This window comes from Azospirillum sp. TSH58 (assembly GCF_003119115.1).
Taxonomy (GTDB): domain Bacteria; phylum Pseudomonadota; class Alphaproteobacteria; order Azospirillales; family Azospirillaceae; genus Azospirillum.
Map to the genome: position 1 here is coordinate 149575 of NZ_CP022363.1, position 14801 is coordinate 164375.

Annotated in this window: 15 protein-coding genes; 3 read left to right on the forward strand and 12 right to left on the reverse strand. The window is 68.6% G+C overall.

Annotation, left to right across the window (positions count from 1 at the left end; genetic code table 11):
• The first annotated feature begins 1 nt into the window (after nt 1).
• The gene (locus TSH58p_RS00685) at nt 2–865 is read left to right on the forward strand and encodes an aldose 1-epimerase family protein (RefSeq protein ID WP_109068420.1); all 864 of its coding nucleotides are present in this window, start codon (nt 2–4) and stop codon (nt 863–865) included.
• Between the two features lie 15 nt (nt 866–880).
• Here the strand turns inward: TSH58p_RS00685 and gltA are convergent, their stop codons facing one another.
• Complete coding sequence (gltA, locus tag TSH58p_RS00690) at nt 881–2221, reverse strand: citrate synthase (RefSeq protein WP_109068419.1); 1341 nt, start codon at nt 2219–2221, stop codon at nt 881–883.
• A gap of 123 nt (nt 2222–2344) precedes the next feature.
• Complete coding sequence (locus TSH58p_RS00695; RefSeq protein WP_109068418.1) at nt 2345–2812, reverse strand: flavodoxin family protein; 468 nt, start codon at nt 2810–2812, stop codon at nt 2345–2347.
• A gap of 49 nt (nt 2813–2861) precedes the next feature.
• On the opposite strand from TSH58p_RS00695, the gene TSH58p_RS00700 reads away from it, so the two are divergent.
• Nucleotides 2862–3428 carry an AAA family ATPase gene (locus TSH58p_RS00700; RefSeq protein ID WP_109068417.1) on the forward strand — a complete coding sequence of 189 codons (567 nt, stop codon included), beginning with the start codon at nt 2862–2864 and terminating at the stop codon, nt 3426–3428.
• On the opposite strand, the gene TSH58p_RS00705 is transcribed toward TSH58p_RS00700, so the two are convergent.
• The 9 genes from TSH58p_RS00705 to glpD form a co-directional block, all read right to left on the reverse strand.
• Entirely contained in the window at nt 3418–4191 is a 774-nt protein-coding gene (locus tag TSH58p_RS00705; RefSeq protein WP_109068416.1) for an SDR family NAD(P)-dependent oxidoreductase, read from the reverse strand. The genes TSH58p_RS00700 and TSH58p_RS00705 overlap by 11 nt on opposite strands.
• A gap of 11 nt (nt 4192–4202) precedes the next feature.
• Nucleotides 4203–5708: a glycerol kinase GlpK gene (gene glpK / locus TSH58p_RS00710; RefSeq protein ID WP_109068415.1), complete on the reverse strand. Its 1506-nt coding sequence runs from the start codon at nt 5706–5708 to the stop codon at nt 4203–4205.
• A 152-nt stretch (nt 5709–5860) separates the two neighbouring features.
• On the reverse strand, nt 5861–7615 hold the full coding sequence (locus TSH58p_RS00715; protein ID WP_109068414.1) for an ABC transporter substrate-binding protein: 1755 nt from the start codon (nt 7613–7615) through the stop codon (nt 5861–5863).
• A 58-nt stretch (nt 7616–7673) separates the two neighbouring features.
• A complete protein-coding gene (locus TSH58p_RS00720; RefSeq protein ID WP_109068413.1) occupies nt 7674–7967 on the reverse strand; it encodes a DUF2160 domain-containing protein in 294 nt (97 codons plus the stop codon).
• 19 nt (nt 7968–7986) lie between these two features.
• Nucleotides 7987–8784, reverse strand: a complete 798-nt coding sequence (locus tag TSH58p_RS00725) for a carbohydrate ABC transporter permease (protein ID WP_014242527.1) — start codon at nt 8782–8784, stop codon at nt 7987–7989.
• A 15-nt stretch (nt 8785–8799) separates the two neighbouring features.
• Nucleotides 8800–9684, reverse strand: coding sequence for a carbohydrate ABC transporter permease (locus TSH58p_RS00730; RefSeq protein WP_059399526.1), 885 nt, complete (start codon nt 9682–9684; stop codon nt 8800–8802).
• Nucleotides 9684–10772: an ABC transporter ATP-binding protein gene (locus tag TSH58p_RS00735; protein ID WP_109068412.1), complete on the reverse strand. Its 1089-nt coding sequence runs from the start codon at nt 10770–10772 to the stop codon at nt 9684–9686. The genes TSH58p_RS00730 and TSH58p_RS00735 overlap by 1 nt, the downstream gene beginning before the upstream one ends.
• A gap of 16 nt (nt 10773–10788) precedes the next feature.
• Nucleotides 10789–11892 (reverse strand): ABC transporter ATP-binding protein, encoded by a 1104-nt coding sequence (locus tag TSH58p_RS00740; protein WP_109068411.1) that lies wholly within the window; start codon nt 11890–11892, stop codon nt 10789–10791.
• An 81-nt stretch (nt 11893–11973) separates the two neighbouring features.
• Nucleotides 11974–13515, reverse strand: coding sequence for a glycerol-3-phosphate dehydrogenase (gene glpD, locus TSH58p_RS00745; RefSeq protein WP_109068410.1), 1542 nt, complete (start codon nt 13513–13515; stop codon nt 11974–11976).
• A 211-nt stretch (nt 13516–13726) separates the two neighbouring features.
• Here glpD and TSH58p_RS00750 point away from each other — a divergent pair, with 211 nt between their 5' ends.
• A complete protein-coding gene (locus tag TSH58p_RS00750; protein WP_109068409.1) occupies nt 13727–14332 on the forward strand; it encodes a DedA family protein in 606 nt (201 codons plus the stop codon).
• Between the two features lie 39 nt (nt 14333–14371).
• Here the strand turns inward: TSH58p_RS00750 and TSH58p_RS00755 are convergent, their stop codons facing one another.
• Nucleotides 14372–14575 (reverse strand): DUF3008 family protein, encoded by a 204-nt coding sequence (locus TSH58p_RS00755; RefSeq protein WP_109068408.1) that lies wholly within the window; start codon nt 14573–14575, stop codon nt 14372–14374.
• Between the last annotated feature and the right edge of the window lie 226 nt (nt 14576–14801).

Genomic DNA, 14801 nt, shown 5'->3' on the forward strand with positions numbered 1-14801 from the left:
CATGGACCGGCACACGCTCAGCAACGGACGCCTCGGCGCCGCGATCAAGGCCGACGGGGCGGAGCTGTGCTCGCTCACCCTCGACGGGCGGGAACTGCTTTGGCAGGCCGGGCCGGAATGGCCGCGCCACGCCCCCGTGCTGTTCCCCATCGTCGGGCGGCTGAAAGGCGACACTCTGCGCCACCGCGGCCGGACCTACCGCATGACGCAGCACGGCTTCGCCCGCGACCGCCGTTTCGCCTGGGTGGAGCACACCCCCACCCTCTGCCGCCTGTCGCTGTCCGACGACGCGCAGACCCGCGCGCTCTATCCCTTCGCCTTCCGTTTGGAGCTGGTCTTCGAGCTGGACGCGGCGGGGCTGACCATCCGACACCGCATCGCCAATCCGGGCGACGAGGCGCTGCCCGCCTCGCTCGGGGTACATCCGGCCTTCCTCTGGCCGCTGCAGGACGGCGTGCCGAAGGAAGCGCACGAGCTTCTCTTCGAAACCGACGAACCCGCGCCGATCCGCCGCGTCGAGGGCGGCCTGCTGGCGCCGCAGCCGGAGCCGACGCCCATCGAGGGCCGCCGCCTGCCGCTGAACGAGGGGCTGTTCGCGCGGGACGCGGTGATCCTCGACCGGCCAGCCAGCCGCTCCGTCCGTTACGGCGCGCCCGGAACGCCGGCCATCACCGTCTCCTGGGAGGGCTTCCGGGAGCTGGGCATCTGGTCGAAGCCGACCGGTGCGCCCTTCCTGTGCATCGAGCCCTGGCACGGCCACGCCTCCCCGGCGGAATTCGACGGGGAGTTCGCGGACAAGCCGGGGCTGCTGCATCTCGAACCCGGCGCGACGCGGGAGCTGAGCTACCGCGTCGCCGTGGCGTAAGGGACCGGCACTCCGTCAGCCGCGCTTGTTCAGCGGAACGAAGGCGCGGCCCGGATTGCCGGTGTAGAGCTGGCGGGGACGACCGATCTTCTGCTGCGGGTCCTCGATCATCTCCTGCCACTGGGAAATCCAGCCGACGGTGCGCGCCAGCGCGAACAGCACGGTGAACATGCTGGTCGGGAAGCCCATCGCCTTCAGGATGATGCCGGAATAGAAGTCGACGTTCGGATACAGCTTCTTCTCGACGAAGTAGGGATCCTCCAGCGCGATCTTCTCCAGCTCCATGGCGATGGCGAGGTGCGGCTCGTCCTTGATGCCCAGCACGTCCAGAACCTCGTAGCAGGTCTGGCGCATGATCTTGGCGCGCGGGTCGTAGTTCTTGTAGACCCGGTGGCCGAAGCCCATCAGGCGGAAGGGATCGTTCTTGTCCTTGGCGCGCTTGATGAATTCGGGGATGCGCTCGACCGTGCCGATCTGCTCCAGCATCAGCAGCACGGCCTCGTTGGCGCCGCCATGGGCCGGTCCCCACAGCGCGGCGATGCCCGAGGCGATGCAGGCGAAGGGGTTGGCGTGCGACGAGCCGGCCAGCCGCACCGTGGAGGTCGAGGCGTTCTGCTCGTGGTCGGCGTGGAGGATGAAGATCTTGTCCATGGCGCGGGCCAGGACCGGATCGACCTTCCAGGTCTCGCAGGGCGTCCCGAAGGTCATGTAGAGGAAGTTTTCCGCGTAGCTGAGGTCGTTGCGCGGGTACATGAAGGGCTGGCCGACCGAGTATTTGTAGGCCATGGCGGCCATGGTCGGCATCTTGGCGATCAGCCGGTGCGCGGCGATCATCCGCTGGCGCGGGTCGAGGATGTCCGTCGAGTCGTGGTAGAAGGCCGACAGCGCGCCAGTCACCCCGCACATCACCGCCATGGGGTGGGCGTCGCGGCGGAACCCGCTGTAGAAGCGGCTCAACTGCTCGTGCACCATGGTGTGGTAGGTGATGGTGCGCTCGAACTCCTCCTTCTGCTGCGGATCCGGCAGCTCGCCGCGCAGCAGCAGGTGGCAGACCTCCAGATAGTCGCAGTTCTCCGCCAGATCCTGGATGGCGTAGCCGCGGTGCAGGAGGATGCCTTCGTCGCCGTCGATGTAGGTGATCGCCGACTCGCAGCTCGCCGTCGAGGTGAAGCCGGGGTCGAACGTGAAATAGCCGGTTTCCGCGTAGAGCTTGCGCACGTCGATGGCGCGCGGGCCGGTTTCGCCTTCCAGCAGCGGCAGCTTGACGGTTCTTCCGGTCGTGTCGTCGGTGACCGTGATGGTCCCGACCTGCTTGACCTCGCCGCGCCAGACCGGCCGGCCCTTGCTGCTCTCCATCGGCCCCTCCTTATGCACGCGTCATCGGGCGTGACGCTGTTTCGTTGCACGTAGGAGACTGTATGAAAGGGGGGTGTCGTCAATAGCACTCCCGATAGATGCCACTCCGCCGGGCATAGGCCGTCAGAAGATTCCCGCCTCCAAGCCGGCGGCCATCAGCAGCCCCAGTTCCCCGCAGGAGGCGGCGAAGTCGTCGCGGTACGGGCCGCGGCAGACCAGCGGTTCCTGCACCGGACGCCAGCGCAGACCCGTCGCGATGGAGGCGACGGCGCGGCAGGTCCCCGTCCCGTCATGGCCCGCCCGGACGAACAGCGCGTAGGGCAGCCCCTGCGTGCGTTCCAGGCAGGGATAGTAGCTGCGGTCAAAGAAATCCTTGAGCGCCCCGCTCATGTACCCCAGATTCTCGGTCGTGCCGAGGATCACGCCCTGCGACTCCAGCACATCCTCCGGTCCCGCCTCCAGCGGCGGCTTCGCCACCACCTCCACTCCCTGCACCTCCGGCGACCGCGCCCCGCGCAGCACGGCCTCCAGCAACGCCCGCGTGTTGGGCGATGGGCAGTGGGCGACGACGAGGAGGCGTTTGGGGGGCATGATTCGTCCTTTCCACGGCAATTCTACCAACAACACAGGATGAGGTCCCATGAGCGATGACGCGCGCCGCTTCGTCGTCGTCACCGGTGGCCCCGGCTCCGGGAAAAGCACCCTGATCGACGCGCTGGCCCGCGAAGGCTACGGCCACAGCGTGGAAGCCGGCCGCGCGATCATCCAGGACCAGACGGCCATCGGCGGTCGGGCGCTGCCCTGGGTCGACCCGCCGGCCTTCGCGGAGCTGATGCTGTGCTGGGAACTGCGCTCCCTCCGCCTCGCGCGGGAGCATGCGGGGACGGTCTTCTTCGACCGCGGCATCCCGGACGTCATCGGCTATCTGCGCCTGATGAAGCGTCCGGTTCCCACGCATATGGAAACGGCGGCCCGCCGCTTCCGCTATCACCGGACCGTCTTCATAGCACCGCCCTGGCCGGAGATCTTCGCGCCGGACGCCGAGCGCCAGCAGACCCCGGCCGAAGCCGCGGCGACCCACGACGCGATGGTCGAGACCTATGGCGGGTTGGGCTACGAGCTGGTCGCCCTGCCCAAGGCGCCGGTGGCGGAGCGGCTGCGCTTCGTCCTGGATCGGCTTGCCGGGCCGGAACCACTCACGCCATGAGTTGGCCGCCGTTCACCTCGATCACCTGACCGGTGATGTAGCCGCTGAGCGCGTCGGAGGCCAGGAACAGATAGGCGCCGACGCAATCCTCCGCCGTGCCCAGCCGGCCCAGCGGGATGCGCGCCGCCGTCGCCGCCAGCTTCTCCGGCGAGGAGTAGCGCTGGTGGAAATCGGTGTCGATGGTTCCGGGCGACACGGCGTTGACGCGGATGCGGTCCGGCGCCAGCTCCGCCGCCAGGGAGCGTGTGAAGGTGGAGACGAACGCCTTCGACGCGCTGTAGATCGACGAGCCGGGGCTGCCCCCGGTGCGGGCGGAGATGGAGACGGTGTTGACGATGGCCCCGCCCCCGGACGCGCGCAGGGCCGGCAGGGCGCGCCGGCAGGCCACGACGACGGAGCGCAGGTTGAGGTCGATCACCTCGTCCAGGAAATCGTCGCCGATCCGCTCCAGCGGCACCCGCCCGACCATGGTGCCGGCGTTGTTGACGAGGATGTCCAGCCCGCCCAGCGCCTTCACCGCCGCGTCCACCGCCGACTCCACGGCGCGCGGGTCGCGGAAGTCGCCGGTGACGGCAAAGACCTCCGTCCCGCCCGCCGTTAGGGCGAGCGCCAGCCGGGCCGCGGCATCGCCGTTCCCCGATCCGTGGAGCGCCACCCGCGCGCCCAGGCTGGCGAAGGCGGTGCCCACCGCCGCCCCGATGCCCCGGCTGCTGCCGGTCACCAGCACGCGCTTGCCGCGCAGATCCTCGCCCAGCAGGGTCATGGCCTTCCCTTTCAGCGTTCGCGGCGCACGCGGCGCACGGCGTCCAGCCAGCCGTCGTAGAGGCGGACGCGCTTGGCCGCATCCATCCGCGGCTCGAACCGACGGTCGCAGCGCCACGCGCCGGCCAGCGCCGCCTGATCGCGGTAGACCCCGGCCTTCAGCCCGGCCAGCCCGGCGGCCCCCAGAGCGGTCGTCTCGATCACCGCCGGGCGCTCCACCGGCAGGTCCAGCACGTCGGCCAGGAACTGGCACAGCCAGTCGTTCGCCGCCATGCCGCCGTCCACCCGCAGCGCGTCGGAGGTCGCCATGTGCGAGGCCGACCAGTCGGAGACCATGGCGTCGCGCAGGTCGCGCGTCTGGTAGGCCACGGCCTCCAGTGCGGCGCGGGCGATGTGGGCGGGGCCGGCGTCCAGCGTCAGCCCGAAGATCGCGGCGCGGGCCTCGGGGTCCCAGTGGGGGGCGCCCAGGCCCACGAAGGCCGGGACCAGATAGACGCCGTGGCTGTCCGGAACGCGGGTCGCCATGTCGTCGGTCTGGGAGGCGTGGGTGATGATCCCCAGCCCGTCGCGCAGCCACTTGATCGCCGCCCCGGCGATGAAGATGGAACCCTCCAGCGCGTAGGTCGTCCGCCCGTCCAGCCGGTAGGCGACGGTGGTCAGCATGTTGGAGCGCGATTCCACCGGCGCATCGCCGGTGTTCAGCAGGGCGAAGCAGCCGGTGCCGTAGGTGGACTTCACCATGCCCGGCTCGAAGCAGGCCTGCCCGAAGGTCGCGGCCTGCTGGTCGCCGGCGATGCCGGTGATCGGGATGGCGCGGCCCAGCAGGTCCGGCTCCGTCGCGCCGAACTCGGCGCTGCTGTCCAGCACCTCCGGCATCATGGCGCGAGGGATGCGGAACAGGGCGAGCAGTTCGTCGTCCCAGTCCTGGCGGTGGATGTCGAAGACCATGCTGCGCGAGGCGTTGGTCGCGTCGGTGGCGTGCACCCGCCCGCCGGTCAGCCGGTGCAGCAGGAAGCTGTCGATGGTGCCGAAGCACAGCTCGCCCCGCTCCGCCCGCTCCCGCGCGCCGGGGACATGGTCGAGAATCCAGGCGATCTTGGTGGCGGAGAAGTAGGAATCGATCAGCAGCCCGGTCTTGCGCCGCACCAGCGGCCCGCAGCCTTCCTCGACCAGCTTGCGGCAGAGGTCGGACGTGCGGCGGTCCTGCCAGACGATGGCGCGGTGCACCGGCTCGCCCGTACGGCGGTCCCAGACGACGGTGGTCTCGCGCTGGTTGGTGATGCCGATGGCGGCGATGTCCGACGCGCCCAGCCCGGCCTCCGCCACGGCCCCCCGCACCACCGCCACGGTGTCGCGCCAGATGTCCTCCGGATCGTGCTCCACCCAGCCGTCGGCCGGATAATGCTGCGCGAACTCGCGCCGGGCCATCCCGGCGGGAACGCCCCGCCGGTCGAAGACGATGGCGCGGGTGGAGGTGGTGCCCTGATCGATGGCGAGGACGTGGCCGGCTTCAGACATGGTCTTTCCTATGGTCTCGTTCGTTCCCTCTCCCCTCTGGGGAGAGGGTTGGGGTGAGGGGGGTGCGTTTTTGCCGGACGTGGCGCCATGCGCATCCCCCTCACCCTCCCCTCTCCCCAGGGGGAGAGGGTTATGCTGGAGTTAGTATGATATCACTGCGCCATCGCGGCCTTCTTCGGCGGCGAGGCCGGCCAGGACTTGATGAGCTGGTCGTAGTCCACCGTCTCGCCCTTGGGCTTCTCGTTGGACAGCTTGCGCTGCGGCGCGGTGGTGCCGTCCTTCTCGGCCTTGGCGAACCAGAACTCCGCCGACTCCTTCTTGTTCAGCTTCGGCCCGCATTCGCCCTGCACGCCCGACCGCTCCAGCCGCTCCATCACCGAGTCCTGGGCCGCGGCCAGCGCGTCCATGGCCGCCTGCGGCGTCTTGGCGCCCGACGAGGCGTCGCCGATGTTCTGCCACCACAGCTGCGCCAGCTTCGGGTAATCCGGCACGTTCACGCCGGTCGGCGTCCACTGCACGCGCGCCGGGGAGCGGTAGAACTCGACCAGCCCGCCCAGCTTCGGCGCGCGCTCGGTGAAGCTCTTGTCCCAGATGTCGCTTTCCCGGATGAAGGTCAGGCCGACATGGCTCTTCTTCAGGCTGACCGACTTCGCCATGGTGAACTGGGCGTAGAGCCACGCCGCCTTGCGGCGGTCCACCGGGGTCGATTTCAGCAGCGTCCACGACCCGGCGTCCTGGTAGCCCAGCTTCATGCCGTCCTTCCAGTAGGCGCCCTTGGGCGACGGGGCCATGCGCCATTTCGGCGTGCCGTCGGCGTTCACCACCGGCAGGCCATCCTTCACCATGTCGGCGGTGAAGGCGGTGTACCAGAACATCTGCTGCGCGACGTTGCCCTGGGCCGGCACCGGGCCGGATTCGGAGAAGGTCATGCCCGCGGCCTGCGGCGGCGCGTATTTCTTCAGCCACTCCACATATTTGGTGACGGAGTAGACGGCGGCCGGGCCGTTGGTGTCGCCGCCCCGCTCGATCGAGGAGCCGACCGGGCGGCAGCCCTCCATGCGGATGCCCCACTCGTCCACCGGCTTGCCGTTGGGCAGGCCCTTGTCGCCGTTGCCGGCCATCGACAACCACGCGTCGGTGAAGCGCCAGCCCAGCGACGGGTCCTTCTTGCCGTAGTCCATGTGGCCGTAGACCTTGACGCCGTCGATCTCCTTCACGTCGTTGGTGAAGAACTCGGCGATGTCCTCATAGGCCGACCAGTTGACCGGGACGCCCAGATCATAGCCGTACTTCGCCTTGAACTTGGCCTTGATGTCCGGGTTGGTGAACCAGTCGTAGCGGAACCAGTAGAGGTTGGCGAACTGCTGGTCGGGAAGCTGGTAGAGCTTGCCGTCCGGCGCGGTGGTGAAGGACTTGCCGATGAAGTCGTTCACGTCCAGCGTCGGCAGGGTGACGTCCTTGCCCTCCCCCTCCATCCAGTCGGTGAGGGGAACCACCTGCTTGTAGCGGAAATGGGTGCCGATCAGGTCGCTGTCGTTGATCCAGGCGTCGTAGATGTTCTTGCCGGACTGCATCTGCGTCTGGATCTTCTCGACCACGTCGCCTTCCTGGATCAGGTCGTGGCGCAGCTTGATCCCGGTGATCTCGCTGAAAGCCTTGGCGAGCGTCCGGGCCTCGTACTCATGGGTGGTGATGGTCTCGGAGACGACGTTGATCTCCATGCCGGCGAAGGGCTTGGCGGCGTCGATGAACCACTGCATTTCCTTCAGCTGCTCCTCCTTCGACAGGGTCGAAGGCTGGAACTCGCTGTCGATCCAGCGCTTGGCCGCCTCGATGTCGGCGAAGGCCGGGGCCGATGACAGAAGAAGCGCCGCCGCGGATGCGGAGGCGAGATACAGGGTACGCATCGTTTATTCCTCCCGTTTCCATTGTTGTAGGCCCGTTCCGGCCGGCGACGGCCGGCCGTCACACCCAGCGGAAGACCGCCGCGGCGTAGAGAAGCGAAAGCGCGGTCGCGTAGTGCACCTCCTCCCCCACCAGCCCCAGCCAGGCGAGGTGGATGAAGGCGCTGCCGAGCAGCGTGATGAACAGCCGGTCGCCGCGCGTCGTGGTGATTCCCAGCACGCCGTGGCGCGCCACCTCCGGCCGGTTGAGCGCCAGGACGGTCAGCAGGGTCAGCAGCCCGGCGATGACGGCGAAGAAGGCGCCGGTCTGCCAGGTCCAGGCCATCCAGGCGAGATGTTCGGTGACGGTGTCCATGGCGGCGTCCTCCCTCCCGTCAGACGCGGCCCAGGGCGAAGCCCTTGGCGATGTAGTTGCGCACGAACCAGATCACCAGCGCGCCGGGCAGGATGGTCAGCACCCCCGCCGCCGCCAGCAGCCCCCAATCCATGCCGGAGGCCGAGACGGTGCGCGTCATCGTCGCCGCGATGGGCTTGGCGTCCACCGAGGTCAGCGTGCGCGCCAGCAGCAGTTCGACCCAGCTGAACATGAAGCAGAAGAAGGCGGTGACGCCGATCCCGCTGGCCACCAGCGGCATGAAGATCTTCACGAAGAAACGCGGAAAGCTGTAGCCGTCGAGATAGGCGGTCTCGTCGATCTCCCGCGGTACCCCCGACATGAAGCCCTCCAGAATCCACACCGCCAGCGGCACGTTGAACAGGCAGTGGGCCAACGCCACGGCCAGCGGCGTGTCGAACAGCCCTATGGCGGAGTAGAGGTTGAAGAAGGGCAGTGCGAAGACCGCCGCCGGGGCCATGCGGTTGGACAGCAGCCAGAAGAACAGATGCTTGTCACCCACGAAGCGGTAGCGCGAGAAGGCGTAGGCCGCCGGCAGGGCCAGCGCGATCGACAGCACCGTGTTCAGCGCCACATACTGCAGCGAGTTCAGGTAACCCGAATACCAGGACGAATCGGTGAAGATCCTCCGGTAGTTCTCGAAGGTCAGGGTGTGGGGCCACAGCGTCAGGCCGCTGACGATCTCGGTATTCGTCTTCAGGCTCATGTTCACGAGCCAGTAGATCGGCAGCATCAGGAACAGGATGTAGAGCGTGAGGACGATCCGTGCGCGCAGCATGGCCCGTTTCCTTTGCTAGTTCCGTTGCGCGTCCATGCGGGTCATGACCGTGTAGAAGACCCAGCAGACCGCCAGGATGATCAGGTTGTAGACGATGGACAGGGCCGCGGCCTTGCCCAGGTCGAACTGCCCCAGCGCCAGCTTCACGAGGTCGATCGACACGAAGGTGGTCGAGTTGCCGGGACCGCCGCCGGTCACCACGAAGGGCTCGGTGTAGATCATGAAGCTGTCCATGAAGCGCAGCAGCACGGCGATCAGCAGCACCCGGTGCATTTTCGGCAATTGGATGTTGCGGAACACCGCCCAGCGCGAGGCCCCGTCGATCCGGGCCGCCTGATAGAAGGCGTCGGGGATGGAGCGCAGGCCGGCGTAGCAGAGCAGCGCCACCAGCGAGGTCCAGTGCCAGACGTCCATCGTCACGATGGTCACCCAGGCCGACAGCGGGTCCGCCGTGTAGTTGTAGGGGATGCCCAGCCGGTTCACCGCCCAGCCCAGCAGGCCGATGTCCTCGCGGGCGAAAATCTGCCAGATGGTGCCGACGACGTTCCACGGGATCAGCAGCGGCAGCGCCAGCACCACCAGCGTCGCCGCCACCCGCCAGCCGTGGCGCGGCATGCTCAGCGCCACGGCGATGCCCAGCGGCACCTCGATCAGCAGGATCAGCAGCGAGAACAGCAGGTTGCGCCACAGCGCGTCGAAGAAGCGCCCGCCGAGGTCGGTGGAGGGGTCGAGAAGCTCCTGGTACCAGCCGATGCCGTTCCAGAAGAACTGGTTGTTCCCGAAGGTGTCCTGCACCGAGTAGTTGACCACCGTCATCAGCGGCAGGATGGCCGAGAAGGCGACGATCAGCAGAACCGGCAGGACCAGAAGCCATGCCCCCTGGTTGACGGGCTTGTCCATCACGCCGCCTCCCCTTCCACGAGCGTTCCGTCCGCGTAGACATGCACCATGGCGGGGTCGAGCAGCAGCGACGCTTCGTCCCCCGCCAGCGTCAGATCCTCCGGCACCGTCGCCGCCATCGGCAGGCCCGACAGCTCCACCCGCGCGATGCGCGTGCGCCCCAGATCGTCCAGCCGCCGCACCCGCACCGGCACGCCGCCGGCCCCGGCGGGGGCCAGCGTGGCGAATTCCGGCCGCACGCCGATCTCGATCTTTGCCCCGCCGTTCAAGGCCGGATAGCCGCGGCGCAGCGCGATGATGTGGCCGCCAACCCGCGCGGCGCGCCCCGACACCTCGGCCGGCAGGACGTTCATGCCCGGCGACCCGATGAAATGGCCGACGAAGACGTGGGCGGGCCGCTCGAACAGCTCCTGCGGGCGGCCCACCTGGACGACGCGCCCGTCATGCATCACCACCACCTTGTCGGCGAAGGTCAGCGCCTCCGTCTGGTCGTGGGTCACGTAGATCATCGTCAGGTCGAGCGCGCGGTGCAGCGCCTTCAGCTTCGACCGCAGCTCCCATTTCAGATGCGGGTCGATGACCGTCAGCGGCTCGTCGAACAGGATGGCCGCCACGTCCGGGCGGACCAGCCCGCGCCCCAGGGATATCTTCTGCTTGGCGTCGGCGGTCAGGTTCCGCCCGCGCCGGTTCAGGTCCGCCGTCAGGTCGAGCAGCCCGGCGATCTCCCGCACCCGCGCGTCGAGCGGCGCCCCGCGCAGGCCACGGTTGCGCAGCGGAAAGGCGAGGTTCTCGTAGACCGTCATGGTGTCGTAGACGACGGGGAACTGGAAGACCTGGGCGATGTTGCGCGCCTCGGTCGGCAGCGCCGTGACGTCCTTGCCGTCGAACAGCACCCGCCCCTCGCTGGGGGTCAGCAGGCCGGAGATGATGTTCAGCAGCGTGGTCTTGCCGCAGCCCGACGGCCCGAGCAGCGCGTAGGCCCCGCCCTGCTCCCACACATGGGTCATCGGCTTCAGCGCGTAGTCGTCGTCGCTTTTGGGATTGGATATGTAGCTGTGGCCGAGGGATTGAAGGTCGATGCGCGCCATGCCGTCCGCCCTCCCGTCACGCCGCCATGACCAGCGGCGGCGCCGCGGCCAGCCGCCCGTCATGGCCGAACACGAACAGCCGCCGCGGGTCGATGAAGCAGTCGATCCGCTCGCCCGGCTCCACCTCCAGCACGCCGCGGGTGACCGCCACCCAACGGTCCGTTCCGCCATCGGTGCGCGGCAGGTCGATGTGGACGAAGCTCTCCGAACCGGTGATCTCGCTGACCGCCACCGCACCGCTCAGGGACATCGCGTCGGCGTGGGGCCGCGTCAGGTGCAGGTGGTCGGCGCGGAAGCCGATGGTGTAGTCGTCGTCCGGCAGTTCCGCCAGGACGCCGCGCGCCGGCCCGTGCTCCCCGGTCGCCAGCACGATTTGCAGGCCGCGCTTGTGCACCCGCATGGTGTTCAGCGGCGGGTCGGAGAAGACGCGCGCGCTGGTCAGGTTGGCCGGGCGGCGGTAGACGTCCGGCGTGCGCCCGAACTGCGCCAGCCGCCCTTCCCACAGCGTTGCCGTGTTGCCGCGGAGCAGAAGCGCCTCCGCCGGTTCCGTCGTCGCGTAGACGAAGACCGCGCCGGTCGCGGCGAAAATTTTCGGCAGCTCCTCCCGCAGCTCCTCGCGCAGCTTGTAGTCCAGGTTGGCCAGCGGCTCGTCGAGCAGGACGAGCTGCGCCTCCTTCACCAGGGCGCGGGCGATGGCGGTGCGCTGCTGCTGGCCGCCGGAGAGCTGCTGCGGCGTGCGCTGCAGGTAGGGCTCCAGCTTCAGCAGGCGCGCCGCCTCCCGCACCTTGCGGTCGATCTCGTCCTTGGGCCGGCGGGCGACCCGCAGGGGGGAGGCGATGTTCTCGTAGACGGTGAGGGAGGGGTAGTTGATGAACTGCTGGTAGACCATGGCGACGGAGCGTTCGCGGACATGCCGCCCCGTCACGTCCACCCCGTCGACCAGCACCCGCCCGGCGCTGGGCACGTCCAGCCCGGCCATCAGCCGCATCAGCGACGTCTTGCCCGACAGGGTCGGCCCCAGCAGAACGTTCAGCGACCCGCGCTCCAGGGTCAGCGACACGTTCTCCAGGTGAACGTGGCCGCCGACATGCCTGCTGACCTTGTCCAGAACCAAGCCCACCGGCCTTCCTCCCCAATATTCATTTTTTCTTTATTGAGATGGTTCTTGTCGCCGTGTTTCCAGCCCACTCTTCCGCGCCCGCTATTCCGCAGCGTCGGATGCCCTCTCCCTCCGGCTGCGCTCCTCCGTCATGAACGCGTCGAGCGCCTGGGCCTGGGCGGCGTCCAGCCGCAGGCCCAGCTTGGTCCGGCGCCACAGCACGTCCTCGGCGGTCTCCGCCCATTCCTCCGTCATCAGATAGCGGACCTCGGCCTCCGTCAGGGTGCCGCCGAAATCCTGGCCGAGATCCTCCGGGCGCGCGGCGCTGTCGAGAATCCGGCGGGCGCGGGTGCCGTAGGTGCGCGCCAGCCGCTCCAGATGCTGCTGCGGCAGGAAGGGCGCCCGCCCCCGCAACTCGGCGACCAGCGCCGCGACGCCGTCCGCCGGGAAATCGCCGCCCGGCAGGGTCCCGGCGCTGCTCCAGTCCGAGGCGCCCGGAGCGAGCTTCGGCAGGAAGGGCGCCAGTTTGGCGATGGCCGCGTCGGCGAGACGGCGGTAGGTGGTGATCTTGCCGCCGAAGATGTTGAGCAGCGCCGCCTTGCCGTCGCCCGGCGCGTCGAGCGCCAGCACATAGTCGCGGGTCGCCGCCTGCGCCGTGGAGGCGCCGTCGTCGTAGAGCGGGCGGACGCCGGAGTAGGTCCACACCACGTCGGCGGGCGTCACCGGCTTGGCGAAATACTCGCCGGCGGCGGCGCAGAGATAGGCGATCTCCGCCTCCGACGCGCGGACGTTCGCCGGATCGCCCTGGTAGTCGTTGTCGGTGGTGCCGATCAGGGTGAAGTCGCGCTCGTAGGGGATGGCGAAGACGATGCGCTTGTCGGCGTTCTGGAAGATGTAGCAGCGGTCATGGTCGAACAGCTTCGGCACCACGATGTGCGAGCCCTGGACCAGACGGATGCGGGCGTCCACCGTGGACCGCGCGCCCTGCCGCATCACCTCCGACACCCAAGGGCCGGCGGCGTTGACCAGCGCGCGGGCGCGGATGCTGCTGCGCTGGCCGCTGCGCGCGTCCTCCACCGTCACGGTCCACAGCCCGTCCTCGCGGACGGCGCTCAGGAAGCGGGTGCGGGTGCGGATCGCAGCACCCATGCGGGCGGCGTCCTGCGCGTTCAGAACCACCAGACGCGCGTCGTCGACCCAGCAATCCGAATATTCGAAAGCGCGCGCGAAACCCGGCTTCAGCGGCTTCCCCGCCGGATCGCTCCGCAGGTCGAGCCCGCGTGTGCCCGGAAGCTTCTCCCGCCCGCCGAGATGGTCGTAGAGGAACAGGCCCAGCCGCAGGAACCAGGAAGGCCGCAGGCCGGGCAGATGCGGCAGGACGAAGCGCAGCGGCCAGATGATGTGCGGCGCCATGCGCCACAGCACCTCGCGCTCGCGCAGCGCCTCGCGGACCAGCCGAAATTCGTAATATTCCAGGTAGCGCAGGCCGCCGTGGATCAGCTTCGTCGAGGCCGAGGACGTGCCCGACCCCAGATCCTTCTGTTCGCACAGATAGACGGAGCAGCCGCGACCCGCGGCATCGCGCGCGATGCCACAGCCGTTGATGCCGCCGCCGACGATGGCAAGGTCGTAGACCCCGGCCATCCATCCCTCCTCTCCGTTTTGCGCCCGCCCCTTGCGGTCCGCGCCTTTGTTTTCGTTTCAAACGGTAGCCGAGGCCTCAGCGGGCCGCAATACGAAAAAAGTGAAAGCGATACGAAAGGCCATGGTGTGGCCCGCCCTCCCTCTTTGGGAGAGCCGGTGAACTCCCGCGGTGCCGGCGGGTTATCCAGGGGAACCGGAACCGGAGGACCGCGTGTTCGAGTGGATCGCAGACATGGTCGAGAGCGGCGGCTACGCCGGCATCGCGCTTCTGATGCTGCTGGAGAACGTCTTTCCGCCCATTCCATCGGAACTCATCATGCCGCTGGCCGGCTTCGTCGCGGCCCGCGGGGATCTCAGCCTGCCGCTGGTGGTGCTGGCGGGCAGCGCGGGGTCGGTGGCGGGAGCGCTGTTCTGGTACTACGCCGGGCGGTGGCTGGGCAGCGAGCGGCTGAAGCGGCTGGCCGCCCGGCATGGCCGCTGGCTGACGGTGGCACCCGCGCAGGTTGACGAGGCGACGGGCTGGTTCCGCCGGCACAGCGCGGCGTCGGTGCTGATCGGCCGCCTGATCCCGGCGGTGCGCACGCTGATCTCCGTTCCCGCGGGAATCGCCGGGATGGGGCTGACCCGCTTTCTGGTCTATTCGACCATCGGAACGGCGCTGTGGTCGCTGGTCCTGGCCGGCGCGGGCTATCTGCTGGAAGGCCAGTACGACAAGGTCGCGGGATGGATGGACCCGGTGGCCAAGCTGGTCATCGCCGCCATCGCCGCCTGGTACGCCTACCGCGTCGCCACCTTCCGCCCGCAGGAACAGAACTGACGGGGTCGCCCCCGTCAGTTTCCCCGTAGCGGACGACCCTCAATCCTTCGCATCGTCCTTCGAACTGCGGGTGGGCAGGTCCTTGCGCTTCGCGGACGCCATCTCCCGCAGCTCCTTTTCGCTCATCGACTTGGCCATGTCCTTCGAGGCGCCGCGCAGGCTGGATTCCGGCTGCTCCCCGCGCTTGGCGGCCAGCGCCGCGCCGGCGGCCATCTGCTGCTTCTTGGACTCCGCCTTGCTCATCCGATCCCTCCACCGGTGATGTGAACGCTCCTTTCCTCAACAGGATCGGAACGGATTCCGTTCTCGCAGGCCGGCGCCGCAACCTGTGATGCCCCCGTCGCGCCCATTCGCTCCGCCGTGACTGAAGCGAGGTCGGCCGGAACGGAATAACCACACGCGGGTGTGTTCAAAGCCGTTCCATATCCGTAATGCGGCTTTCCCTTTTGTCAGAATCGCCATGAGTTGT